This is a genomic window from Variovorax ginsengisoli (assembly GCF_030811835.1).
GTDB classification, from domain to species: Bacteria; Pseudomonadota; Gammaproteobacteria; order Burkholderiales; family Burkholderiaceae_C; genus Variovorax; species Variovorax ginsengisoli_C.
The window spans coordinates 291,949-304,339 of the sequence record NZ_JAUSRO010000003.1; the positions used below are offsets into that span (position 1 = coordinate 291,949).

The window sequence follows — 12,391 nt, forward strand, 5'->3', positions numbered from 1 at the left end:
CACGGGGGCGCATTGGCCACCGGGCGCCTATGGCAAACTTCGCTGTTTTCCCAGGGATAAGCAGAGAACATGCAGAAAATCATTCGCCAGCTCGCCGCCGAGATCAAGGTCGGCGAGCATCAGGTGAAGGCTGCCGTCGAGTTGCTGGACAGCGGCGCGACGGTGCCTTTCATTGCCCGCTACCGCAAGGAGGCCACCGACGGCCTGGACGACATCCAGCTGCGAGAGCTGGAAGCCCGGCTCTCCTACCTGCGCGAGCTGGAAGACCGCCGTGCGGCGGTTCTCAAGAGCATCGACGAACAGGGCAAGCTGACCGATGCGCTGCGTGCCGCCATCGCCAACGTGACCACCAAGCAGGAGCTGGAAGACCTCTACCTGCCTTTCAAGCAGAAGCGCCGCACCAAGGGCCAGATCGCCCGCGAGTTCGGCATCGAACCGCTGGCCGACAAGCTCTTCGCTGATCCGACGCTCGACCCGGCTGTGGAGGCGCAGGCCTTCCTGAAGCCGGCCGAGACCCTCGACGATGGCAAGCCAGGCCCTGATTTCTCCACCGTGCCGGCCGTGCTCGACGGCGTGCGCGACATCCTGTCGGAGCGCTGGGCCGAAGACGCGGCGCTGGTACAGCGCCTGCGCGAGTGGTTGTGGGCCGAAGGCCTGCTCAAGTCCACGCTGATGGCGGGCAAGGACGAGAACAACGTCGACGTCGCCAAGTTCCGCGACTACTTCGACTACGACGAGCCGATCGGCCGTGTGCCGTCGCACCGCGCGCTGGCCGTGTTCCGTGGCCGCGCGCTCGACATCCTTGACGCGAAGCTGGTGCTGCCGGTGGAACCCGAGCCGGGCAAGCCGTCCATCGCCGAAGGCAAGATCGCGCTGCATCTGGGCTGGAGCCACTCGGCCCGCAAGGCCGACGACCTGATCCGCAAGTGCGTGGCCTGGACCTGGCGCGTGAAGCTCGCGCTCTCCACCGAACGCGACCTGTTCACCCGCCTGCGCGAAGAGGCCGAGAAGGTCGCCATCAAGGTGTTCGCCGACAACCTGCGCGACCTGCTGCTGGCCGCGCCGGCCGGCCCGCGCGTGGTGCTGGGGCTGGACCCCGGCATCCGCACTGGCGTGAAGGTCGCGGTGGTCGATGCGACCGGCAAGCTGGTCGAGACCGCCACCGTGTTCCCGCACGAGCCGCGCAAGGACTGGGAAGGGTCGCTGCACACGCTGGGCAAGCTCTGCGCCAAGCACGGCGTGAACCTCATTGCCATCGGCAATGGCACCGCCAGCCGCGAGACCGACAAGCTCGCCGGCGACCTGATCAAGCTGCTTGCGAAGATGGCCGACCAGGCTGGCGCGCCGCCGATGGCCATCGACAAGGTGGTGGTGAGCGAGGCCGGCGCTTCGGTTTATTCCGCCAGCGAGTTCGCCTCGCAGGAGATGCCCGATGTCGACGTGAGCCTGCGCGGCGCCGCCAGCATCGCGCGCCGCCTGCAGGACCCGCTGGCCGAGCTGGTGAAGATCGACCCGAAGTCGATCGGCGTCGGCCAGTACCAGCACGACGTGAACCAGAGCGAGCTCGCGCGCACGCTGGTCGCGGTGGTGGAAGACTGCGTGAACTCCGTGGGCGTCGACCTCAACACGGCCAGCGTGCCGCTGCTGTCGCGCGTCTCGGGCCTGTCGGCGAGTGTGGCCAAGGCGGTGGTGCGCTGGCGCGAGGCCAACGGCGCCTTCGCGACGCGCAAGCAACTGCTCGAAGTGACCGGCTTCGGCCCCAAGGCCTTCGAGCAGAGCGCCGGCTTCCTGCGCGTGCGCGGCGGCAGCAACCCGCTCGACGTGACTGGCGTCCACCCGGAAACCTATCCGGTGGTCGAACAGATCATGGAAAAGACCGGCAAGCCTATCGCCGAGCTGATGGGCCGCGCCGACATGCTCAAGACGCTGCGGCCGGAGCTGTTCGCCAACGAGAAGTTCGGCGTCATCACGGTCAAGGACATCCTGGGCGAACTCGAGAAGCCCGGCCGCGACCCGCGCCCGGACTTCAAGGTGGCGCGCTTCAACGACGGCGTCGACGACATCGCCGACCTGAAGGAAGGGATGATCCTCGAAGGCACGGTGAGCAACGTCGCGCAGTTCGGCGCCTTCATCGACCTGGGCGTGCACCAGGACGGCCTGGTGCATGTGAGCCAGCTCGCCAACAAGTTCGTGGAGGATGCGCGCGAGATCGTCAAGACCGGCGACATCGTGCGCGTCAAGGTGATGGAAGTCGACGTGGCGCGCAAGCGCATCGGCCTGTCGATGCGGCTCGACGCGACGCCGGCCCGACGCGACGGCCCGCGCGACAACCGCTTCGAGGGCGCCGGCCGCGGTCAGCAGGCGCCGCGTCGCGACAGCGCGCCGCAGCCTGCCGGGCAGATGGCCAGCGCTTTTGCGAAGCTGCAGGGCCTGCGAAAGTAGCACGCATGAAAGCGCTGCGCCTGCATGCCGGCCCGTTGGCGCTCCAGCATCTGCGAAGCCACGGTCTGCAGCCGCACGATGTGCGCATCGTGCCGGGCGCGGCCGGCGGACCGAAAGGCCTGATCCTCGGCCCGATCGACCGCTTTCTGTTCGGCGAATGGCTCACACGGTCGAGCCAGCCGATCGACCTGGTGGGCGCCTCCATCGGTGCGTGGCGCCTGGCCAATGCCTGCCTGGACGATCCCATGCGTGCGCTGCGAGACTTCGAGGCCGGCTACATTGCCCAGCACTTCGAAGTGCCCGCCGGCCAGAAAAGGCTCACGGCACGGCAGGTCAGTGCGCAGTTCAGCGCCGGACTGCAGAGCTTCTACGGCGGCCGTTCGCGCGAGGTGCTGCACCATCCGCGCTATCGCCTGCATGTGATCACCGCGCATGGCCGGCACATTTTGGGCCGGGAAGCCCGTGCGCGCACCGCGCTTGGCTACCTCGGCGCCTTTGCCGCGAACAGCGTGCGGCGCAAGTCGCTTGGCGCCTGGCTGGAGCGCGTGGTGTTCTCGACGCAGGACGTGGGCCTGCCGTTCGACACCCAGGACTTCCCGACCCGTCGCGCCGTGCTGAGCGAAGCCAACTTCGAGCTCGCGCTGCAGGCGTCCTGCTCGATTCCGTTCATGCTGGAGGCGGTGCACGACATTCCCGGCGCGCCGCCCGGTGCCTACTGGGACGGTGGCATCACCGACTACCACCTGCATTTGGACTACCAAGCCGGCACCGACGGCTTGGTGCTGTATCCGCACTTCCAGCAGGCCGTGGTCCCCGGCTGGCTCGACAAGGGGCTGAAGTGGCGCCACAAGGCCACGCCTTTTCTCGATCGCACGGTGGTGCTGGCGCCGTCGGCGGCATGGGTGGCTTCGCTGCCCAACGGCAAGCTGCCCGACCGCAAGGACTTCGTGCACTATGCCCGCGACCCGGCCGGCCGCATGGCAGCCTGGCGCGCCGCGGCCACCGCCGCGCAGCAACTTGCTGACGAACTGCAGGAATGGCTGCTGCGCCCGGACATGTCGCGGGTCGAGCCACTCTGAGACCTGCAGCCGATAATCGGCTGCCGCGCAACCTGTGCGTTGAATCCCGTTTTCGTCCCGTTTTTGTCTTCCCACGCACCCCATGCCGCCTACCGACACGTTTTCTCTTTCCATGCCGCAGGCGGATGGTTCCTTCGCGCCACCGCCGGGTGCCGATCTGGTGCGCGCGGAGTTGGAAACCCGCAACGAGGCGCTTGCCGAACAGATTGAAGCGCTCAACGAAATTCTTGCCAAGCCGCTCGACCAGATCCTGGCCGAGCGCGACAAGTTCAAGGAGGCGGCTGCCGCATGGGACGCTTTCGGCGCGATGTGGGTGCTGTCTCAGCGCGCGATGAAGCGGGTCGCACTCGACCTGGCAGCGCAGCAGGGCGTGGCGGAAGACGTGGTGGTGCAGCGCGCACTGACCCTGGCCAACGACGTGCTCAACGGGGATGGTGTCGACCTGGGCGGCTTGATCGCCGAGCCGCAACTCGCGCACATCGCCCGCCACAAGGCCATGCTGCGCAAGCAATTCCGCACGGGCTGAGCTGCGGGGCAACGGGCGCAGCGCTTCTTCGGTTCAGTAGACGTCGCGCCGGTATCGCCCCAGCACCAGCAGTTCGTCCACTGCGTCGCTGCCCAGGATGTCGCGCAGCGCCGCATCCACACCGCCCGCCATGCCAACGAGGCTGCCGCACACGTAGACGATGGCCCCTTCCGCGATCCACTGGCGGAGTTCATCGGCTGCTTCGCGCAGCCGGTCCTGGACGTAGACGCGGCCGGACGATGCCCGTGAATACACCAGATCCACGCGCGCCAACGCTCCCGCAGCCTGCCACTGCGCCACCTCGTCGGCGCAGAAGGCGTCGTGTGCCGCTTCGCGCTCGCCGAACAGCAGCCAGTTGCGTGCATGACCGCGCCGCACGCGTTCACGCAGATGACCGCGCAGCCCGGCAAAGCCGGAGCCGTTGCCGATGAACACGCAGGGCAGGCCGTCGTCGGCCGCCGCGAAGCCGGGGTTGTCCAGCAGCCGGAACGACAGCACATTGCCCAGTGCCGCGCTTTGCGTCAGCAGGCCGGAGGCGACGCCCAACCCGTTGTCATGGCGCGCCTGGCGCACCAGCAGTTGCAGCGTGCCATCGGCCGGCGTCGAGGCCACCGAGTACTTGCGAGGGGCCAGGGGCGGGGCGAGTCGCAGCTCTGCGATCGCGCCCGGTGCCCAGGTCATGCCGGCGCGCGGCGGGCTGAATGCCAGCTCGTACAGCGGTGCGCCCTGGCTGCCCGGGTTGAGCAGCGTACGGCGCGTGAGCGTCCAGTCGTCGGCCACGGTGGCGGGTTCGGTCTGCAGGGCGCCGAGCGTGTCGACCGCCAGGGCTTCGGCCACAGCGGCAGACCAGCGCTGCAGCGCGGCCGGATCGCCGTTGTCCATCTCGACAGTGGGAAACAGCGGTTGGGCGCCGAGCGTTTGCAAGCCATGCTCGAGCAGGTGGCCGAAGCCGCAGAAGGCGGTGTAGTGCCGGTCACCGAGCGCCAGGATGCCGTAGCGCAGATGCTGCAGCGCGGCACCAGGCTGGGAGGCGAGGCGGCGTGCGAATGGGCGCGCGGTGTCGGGCGGCTCGCCTTCCCCGAAAGTGCTGGCAACCAGCAGCGCTCGCCGGTAGTGATGCAGCGCGTCCACGCTCAGCGTGCCGAGCGCACGCACCTCGGTCGGCAGGCCAGCGGCCTGCAGCGATGCGGCGGTCTGCAGGGCAAGCCGTTCGGCATGGCCGGTCTGGCTTGCGTAGGCGACGAGCACGGTGTCGTGCGCGACGGTCGCAGTCGGCGGCATGCCCGCGGTGGCCGCCTGCAATGCGGCGCGTTGCGTGCGCACTGCACGTGCGGTGCGGCGCCGGCCCAGGTAGAGCATCCAGCCTGTGATTGCGAACAGCACCAGGCCCAGGCTCGACAGCGTCATCACCAGCCGGCCCGGCAGCCCCCAGTAGGTGCCCATGTGCAGCGGGTAGATGCTGTTGATGAGCCGGCCGGCCATCGGCTTGTCGGCATAGCGGTCGTGCTGCGCCGGCCGGCCGGTGACCGCATCCAGGTAGAGCCGGTTGCGGGCGCGCTCGTGCGCTGGGTCGGCGTCCAGGTAAGTGGTTTCGATCAGGGCAGCGCCCCGCGCGGGCAGCCGCAGCGTCACCAGGCTCCAGTTGCCGTGGGTCTGCTGCAGGAAGCCGGTCCAGACCGCGCCGAGGTCGGGGGGGCCGACCGCCGTCTTCTGCGCGTTCGATGGCTTGCCGGCGCCTGCCTGCACACGCTGCATGCGGGTGTTGCGGTTCTCGCCGGCGGCGTCATCGATGACGGTGCGCACACCGTCGAAGGCCCAGTAGATGCCGGTGACGCTCGAGACCAGGTAGGCGAGCAGGGCCAGGGTGCCGGCCACGGCATGGAGGTTCCACAGAAAGGCGCGCCCGGTCAGGGTGAAGTCCAGCCGCAGCCAGGCGCGCCAGGCCAGCGGACGCCGTGGCCAGCGCAGGTAGAGCCCTGACAGGGCAAGCACCAGCAGCACGCAGGCCACTGCACCGGTCAGCGGCTTGCCGATGTCACGCGGCAGCAGCAGCCAACGATGGAGGCTTTCGACGAAGTCGAAGAAATCCTCGCCGCGCGGCGGCGGCAGCAACGCCGCCGTGTAGGGGTCGGCCAGCCGCACTTCGCCACGGCGCTGTCCTTCGGCCGGTGCGAAATTGATTCGCACCGGCCGGCCGGCTTCGGCATACAGCGTGATGGCAGCAATGCGCCGTGGCTGCAGGCGCGCCACCCATTCGGCCGGTGTGAGCGGCAGCGCGTTCGTTGCAGGCGCTGCGACATGCTGCAGCGCCGGATTGGCCAGCGCCACGATTTCCTCGCGAAACGAGAGCACTGCGCCCGTCAGCCCGATGAACAGGAGCACGCTCCCGGCCGTGATGCCCAGGAACCAGTGGATCTGGAACCAGATCCGTCGAAGCAGTGCCATGGAATTCTAGAGGTCGAACTTGACGGAAACCTTGACGGTGCGCGACGTGCCCACGGCCAGCCGCGTGCCGGCCGCGGCCCAATAGCGCTTGTCGCCGGCATTGTCGACGTTGAGCTGCCAGGTCGTGCGCTTGCCCATCAGGGTGCTGACGTAGCGCACTCCCACACCGAAGGTGGTGAAGCCGCCCACGAAGCCCTGGTTCAGGTCGTCGACGGGTCGGCGACCGGTGTAATACGCGCCGCCGTTGACCGAGAGGCCCGGCACGGCGGCAATGTCGTACGACAGGAAGGCGCTGGCCGTGCGCTTGGCGGTGTTCTCCGGCATCTTGCCGTTGTAGGCTGCCGAGATGTCGCGGAATTCGGCGTCGAGGAACTGCGCCGAGGTCTGCCATGCCAGCCTGCGCGTGAGCAGGCCCTGCGCCGATGCCTCGATGCCCTGGTAGTGCTGCTTGCCACTGGCCACAAAGGTGTTGGTATTGGGGTCGGTGTAGCTACCTGGGCGTTCGATGTCGAACAGCGCGGTCGACAGCAGCGTGCCCGTGGGCGTGAGCCAGCGCAGGCCGACTTCCTTCTGCTTGCTGACGCCCGGCGCCATGCGGGTGTTCTGGTTGGTCGTGCCGGTGGGCGCCACGTCGCCTTCCTCCACACCTTCAGCGAAGGAAATGTAGGTAGCCAGGTCGGGCGTGAATTTGTAGGTGAGCGCGGCCAGCGGCGTGGTCTTGCGCACCTCGTAGGCGATGGTCGGCAGCGTGGCACTGGCGAACTGCGTGCTCTCGTAGTGCGTGTTGCGCAGGCCGGCCACCAGTTGCCACTGCGGCGAGAAGGTGATGCGGTCGAGCGCATACACGCCCAGCTCCGCGCTGTCCTGCGCACCCGAAGTCGGCCGCGTCGGCGTTGCAGTGAGCGCGAGGTCGCCGATCGGCACCGGGTTGTAGAGGTTCTGCACCGTGCTCGCACCGCCGTAGTTGCGCTGGTAGATGGCGCCCTGTGTCTTGTCATTGCGCGCCGCGCCGAGCGTCAGTTCGTGCTGCAGGCTGCCGGTGGCAAAGGTGCCGAACAGTTCGGCGCGCAGCATGTTCGAGGTCTGTTCGAGGTCCTGCACGTTGCCGGTGATGCGGCCCTGGCCGGTGGTGACGTTGTAGTTGCTGAAGATCGGCAGGCGGCGCGTGCGCTCGGCCTCCGAATGGCCGGCTTCCACGGTCAGCGCCCAGTTGCTGCTCAGTGCATAGTCGGCGCGCAATTGCGTGTTGGTGACTTCCGCCTCGAAGTCGGCCCAGGTCGGGCCCAGCAGCTTGTCCGGATCGGGCATCGAGGGCAGGGTGATCACGCCGTTGACGGCGGATGGCCGCTGGATGCCAGCCTGCTCGGTGATGCGCTTGCGATAGCGCTCGACGTCGGCCTTGAGCGTGAGCCGGCTGTTCACGCGCCAGTCGAAGGCGCCGGAGAAGAACTGGCGGCTGCCGTTCACGCCGCCGATGGTGGAACCCAGCTCGCCGCCTGCCGCGTTGATGCGCAGGCCGTACTGGTTGTCGTCACCGAACTGGCGGCCGATGTCCACCGAAGTCTGCGCGCCGCCCTGGTCGTCGAACGAAAGCCCCAGGGTCGTCACCGGCACACTGCTCGCGCGCTTGGTCACGAAATTCACCACGCCGGCTGGCGAGGTGAAGCCGTAGTAGAGCGCCGACGCGCCCTTGAGCACTTCCACGCGCTCCTTGTTCTCCATCGGAATCTCGGACACGTTGGGGATTGCGAGCGAGCCGTTGAGCCGGTAATTCGTGCGGTTCTCCACGCCAATGCCGCGGATCACGAGCTGGTCGAAAGTGTCGCCGCCGTTCTGCTGGCGCGTGACGCCGGCCGTGTTGCGAAGCACGTCGTAGACGCTGGCAGCAGCCTGTTCCTCAATCACCGCGCGCGTGACGACGTTCACCGTGGCCGGCACGTCCATGATGCCCGCGCCCCGGAAGGTGCCGGCCTCCACCGAGTTGGGCACGAAGCCATTGGCGCGCTGGGCATCGACGGTGACCGTGCCGAGTTCGAGGGAGGTGGACGTGGAGACCGCCTGGGCCTGGGCCGTGAGGGCAGAGAGGGACAGGGGGGCGATCAGCAGGATCGCGGGGCAGGAACGCAGGGAAGCCACGGCACGGGTCTCGGGAAAGTCAGGGGAGCGAGGATTCTAGAAGTGTGGTGAGAATCATTAGCAATTAAGTTTGCATGGCGTTGTGGGCCAGCGACAGTTTCAGGCTCACGCGCTCGGCGATCAGCGCGTGCAGAATGGGTCGATGCCCATCAGTGCTTTCATTGTTCGCGTGGCAGCCGCCGAAGCGCTGGTGAGCCCGCTTCGTCGCCGGTTCGACAGCACCTTCGCACTGGGCGTGCCAGCGCACATCTCGGTGCTCGTGCCCTTCATGGACCCTGCGGACATCGGGCCAGACGTACTGGCGCGAGCGCGTGCGGCATTGAGCGAAGTGGCTGCCTTCGACTTCGTGCTGCGCGAGATGGGGCGATTTCCTGATACCACGTACTTGGCACCCGAGCCGGCCCGGCCCTTCGTGGCGATTACCCAGGCACTGGTGTGCGCCTTTCCTGCGTATCTGCCTTATGGCGGCGCGCATGCCGAGGTGATCCCGCATCTGAGCGTCGCGCATGGTGATCCAGCGCTCGCCGATGCCGCAGCGCTCGAGCTGGGGGCGTTGCTGCGCGACGCGGGACCGGTGCATGCGCGCTGCACCTCGGTCCTGCTCATCGAGAACGCGACCGGCAGATGGCGCGAGATGCATGCATTCGCGCTTCAGGCGACACCCGGTAAATAGGCAATTAGCGGAAGCGCAAGGGCACGGCGCGCTCGTCCCCGTATGCTTGTCCCATGGACACCACCGCTGCGCTCGCCGAGTTCATCGAAAAACACCCTCGGCTCTTCGTGCTGACCGGCGCCGGCTGCAGCACCGAATCGGGCATACCCGACTACCGCGACGCCCAAGGCGAGTGGAAGCGGCCGCCGCCCGTGACTTACCAGGCCTTCATGGGAGAGGATGCCACACGCCGCCGCTACTGGGCGCGAAGCCTGGTCGGTTGGCAGGTCATGGGCCAGGCGCGGCCCGGCGCTGCCCACCATGCGTTGGCACGGCTGGAAGCCGCGGACCGGATCGGGCTGCTGCTGACCCAGAACGTCGACGGACTGCACGACGCGGCGGGCAGCCGTCGAACCATCGATCTGCACGGGCGCATCGACACCGTGCGATGCATGGCCTGTGAGCACCGCCTGCCGCGCGCCGAGTTGCAGCGCATGCTGCTGAGCCGTAACCCGGGATGGGCAGCGCTGGAGGCCCGCGCCGCCCCCGACGGCGACGCCGATCTGGAGGAGGTCGATTTCGCCAGCTTCGACGTCCCCGCCTGTCCGGTGTGCGGTGGCCTGCTCAAGCCCGACGTGGTGTTCTTCGGCGAGAGTGTGCCGCGCGAGCGCGTGAAGGCCGCGTTTGCCGCGCTGGATGCGTCCGACGCAGTGCTGGTCGTGGGTTCGTCGCTGATGGTGTATTCGGGCTTTCGCTTCGTGCAGACCGCAGCCGCCGCCGGTAAGCCCATCGCGGCGCTTAACCTGGGGCGCACCCGCGCGGACGACTTGCTGGCGCTCAAGGTGCAGGCGCCGGTGGGCGCCACGCTCGCGGCGGTGACCGATGAGATGGTCGGGCGGCCGTTCAGGTCCTGACCGCGCCGGGCCGGAACGCGCGCTCGCTCAGGCCGCGCGCTTCAGCGGCGTTGCGGCCAGCTCATAGTGCGCCTGCCGTTCCTCGATCGCATTCCAACCGATCACTTCCTTGAACTCCGTCATCGTGGTCTGTCCGCTAGGCAGGCCGTCAACATCACCGGTGCGGCGGTCCGACAACATCTGCAGGTTGGCCTGCAACGCATGCACAGTGCTCATGAGCGTGACGACCGGATAGGTCGCGAAGGCAGCGACCGACTCGATCTGCGCCCGGCTCAGCTTCGCCATCCACAGGCCCTGCATCAGTTGCAGTGACAGACGTCGGCCGGTGGCCTCCTTGAGCTTCACCAGATCGTCGAAGCCCTTGAAGGTGCGCGAGATCGGCTGGATCAGGTCGGCGCCGGCCTCAGCGTACTGGCAGGCACGGTCGATGGCTTCCGACGGGTCGATCGCATCGGTGCGTGCGACGATCAGGAAGTCCGGGTCCTTCCGGGCATCGACCGCGGCTCGGATCTTTGCGACCGCATCGCGCACGGGCACCAGCGGCATGGTGCTGGCGGCAGCCGGGCAGCGCTTGGGGCTGAACTGGTCTTCGAGCGAGATCGCAACCACGCCGGTCTTCTCGAACTCGCGCACGGTGCGTGCGACGTTGATCACGTTGCCGTAGCCGGTGTCGGCGTCGGCGAAGATCGGCTTCGTCACGACGTTGGCGATGCGGTTCACCACGCCGACGTTCTCGGTCAGCGTGTAGAGCTCCACGTCGGGCTGGCCTAACAGCGAGGCCGAGATGCCGAATCCGGTGGTGAAGATGCCGTCAAAGCCGGACTGGTCGACGAGCAGCGCCGAAAGCGCGTCCTGCGCGCCGGCCATCCAGAAGGTCGGACCCGACTGGATGCGCGTGCGCATCGTCTTGCGAACTGAGGTCATGGGAATACTCCTTGAAAGAGGGAAGGGGTCAGCGCTTGACCGGATCGATGTAGCCGCCGAGCGAGACGAACTTCGCGTCCTTCAGCTCCATCAGCGCTATGCCGGTCTGGCCGCGGCGGGCGTAGCCGCCGGCGCTCACTGGCTGGAAGGAAATCTTCGGACCGATCTTCTGGTCGAAGCTGTTCATGGCGTCGAGCGCGGCCACGACCTTGGTGCGGTCAGGTTCCTTACCCGCGCGCTTGAGCGCTTCGACCGTGACTGCGGCGGCCGAGTAGCCCATCAGGGCGGTGGAGGAGGGCGCGGACTTTGGATAGAGCTTGGTGTAGCGAGTGAAGAACTCCTTGATGGCCGGGTTGTCGCCCTCGACCGCGTCGTAGTAGGACGCGACGTAGAGCTTGGCCGGGCTCTTGCCCAGCAGCTCGACGAACTTCGGGTCGTTCAGGCCGCCGGCACCGAACACGGTCGGCTTCCAGCCCAGCTTTTCTGCGCCACGGAAGAACAGCACTGCCTCCTGGCCCAGCGCATAGACCACCACCACGTCGGGCTCGGCTTGCTTGAGCTTGAAGACCTGCGACGTGATGTCAGTCGCGAAGCGCTCGAAGCTCTGCGCCTCGACCAGCTTCAGGCCGTGCTTTTCCAGTTGTTTGACTGCGATGTCGTAGGCCGGTTTGCCCCAGCCGTCGTTCTGGTAGAGCATCGCGACCTTCTTGGCCTTGAGCGTGTTGACGGCGTAGTCGATGTAGGCGGCGGTCTCGGTCGACTGCGGCGAAGGCAGCACGTAGAGCAGGTCGCGCGGCGGCGTCGAGGTCAAATCGGAGATGCTCAGCGCACCGATGGTCGGCACTTTCTTGGTCGAGCTGTATTCGTAGGCGCTGATGTTGGTCGCATGGCCGATGTTGCCGACCATCGCCAGCACGTTGTCGCGCTCTATCAAGAGCTTGGCATTGGCCACCGACTTTGCTGGCTTGAGCTCGTCATCGTAAGTGATCAGCTTGATCTTGCGGCCGTTCACACCGCCCTGTTCGTTCACCATGTCGAAGTAGGTGCGAATGCCTTCGTCCACCGCCTTGCCCATGTAGGCCAGCGTGCCCGACATCGGTTGAGACGAGCCGAGCACGATCTCCTTGTCGAGCACGCCTTCGTCCTTGTTCTCGAAGGCGAAGGCGGGCAGCGTGGCGGCGCACAGCAGTGCGGCGCCCGTGGCAAGCACGGTGCGGCGCGAGGCGGAATGGTTCATGGGTGTCTCCTGTCGTTGGTGTGGGGGAATCTGCGC

General features: G+C 67.3%; 9 protein-coding genes. 5 read left to right on the forward strand and 4 right to left on the reverse strand.

Going from position 1 to position 12,391, the window contains the following annotated elements; all coding sequences use genetic code 11:
- Positions 1-69: 69 nt before the first annotated feature.
- From J2W36_RS05625 to J2W36_RS05635, 3 genes are all read left to right on the forward strand, one after another.
- On the forward strand, positions 70-2,442 hold the full coding sequence (locus J2W36_RS05625; protein ID WP_307688700.1) for a Tex family protein: 2,373 nt from the start codon (positions 70-72) through the stop codon (positions 2,440-2,442).
- Between the two features lie 5 nt (positions 2,443-2,447).
- Positions 2,448-3,521 carry a phospholipase gene (locus J2W36_RS05630; RefSeq protein WP_307688701.1) on the forward strand — a complete coding sequence of 358 codons (1,074 nt, stop codon included), beginning with the start codon at positions 2,448-2,450 and terminating at the stop codon, positions 3,519-3,521.
- Between the two features lie 82 nt (positions 3,522-3,603).
- The gene (locus J2W36_RS05635) at positions 3,604-4,047 is read left to right on the forward strand and encodes a hypothetical protein (protein WP_370869258.1); all 444 of its coding nucleotides are present in this window, start codon (positions 3,604-3,606) and stop codon (positions 4,045-4,047) included.
- A gap of 33 nt (positions 4,048-4,080) precedes the next feature.
- On the opposite strand, the gene J2W36_RS05640 is transcribed toward J2W36_RS05635, so the two are convergent.
- Both J2W36_RS05640 and J2W36_RS05645 read right to left on the reverse strand, forming a co-directional pair.
- On the reverse strand, positions 4,081-6,492 hold the full coding sequence (locus tag J2W36_RS05640) for a PepSY domain-containing protein (RefSeq protein ID WP_307688702.1): 2,412 nt from the start codon (positions 6,490-6,492) through the stop codon (positions 4,081-4,083).
- Between the two features lie 6 nt (positions 6,493-6,498).
- A complete protein-coding gene (locus J2W36_RS05645; RefSeq protein WP_370869259.1) occupies positions 6,499-8,628 on the reverse strand; it encodes a TonB-dependent siderophore receptor in 2,130 nt (709 codons plus the stop codon).
- 142 nt (positions 8,629-8,770) lie between these two features.
- On the opposite strand from J2W36_RS05645, the gene J2W36_RS05650 reads away from it, so the two are divergent.
- Positions 8,771-9,301 (forward strand): 2'-5' RNA ligase family protein, encoded by a 531-nt coding sequence (locus tag J2W36_RS05650; RefSeq protein WP_307688703.1) that lies wholly within the window; start codon positions 8,771-8,773, stop codon positions 9,299-9,301.
- A 53-nt stretch (positions 9,302-9,354) separates the two neighbouring features.
- The gene (locus tag J2W36_RS05655; RefSeq protein ID WP_307688704.1) at positions 9,355-10,194 is read left to right on the forward strand and encodes an NAD-dependent protein deacetylase; all 840 of its coding nucleotides are present in this window, start codon (positions 9,355-9,357) and stop codon (positions 10,192-10,194) included.
- A 27-nt stretch (positions 10,195-10,221) separates the two neighbouring features.
- Here the strand turns inward: J2W36_RS05655 and J2W36_RS05660 are convergent, their stop codons facing one another.
- Together J2W36_RS05660 and J2W36_RS05665 are read right to left on the reverse strand one after the other, a co-directional pair.
- Complete coding sequence (locus J2W36_RS05660) at positions 10,222-11,118, reverse strand: isocitrate lyase/PEP mutase family protein (protein WP_307688705.1); 897 nt, start codon at positions 11,116-11,118, stop codon at positions 10,222-10,224.
- A 28-nt stretch (positions 11,119-11,146) separates the two neighbouring features.
- Positions 11,147-12,355: an ABC transporter substrate-binding protein gene (locus J2W36_RS05665; RefSeq protein WP_307688706.1), complete on the reverse strand. Its 1,209-nt coding sequence runs from the start codon at positions 12,353-12,355 to the stop codon at positions 11,147-11,149.
- Positions 12,356-12,391 lie beyond the last annotated feature (36 nt).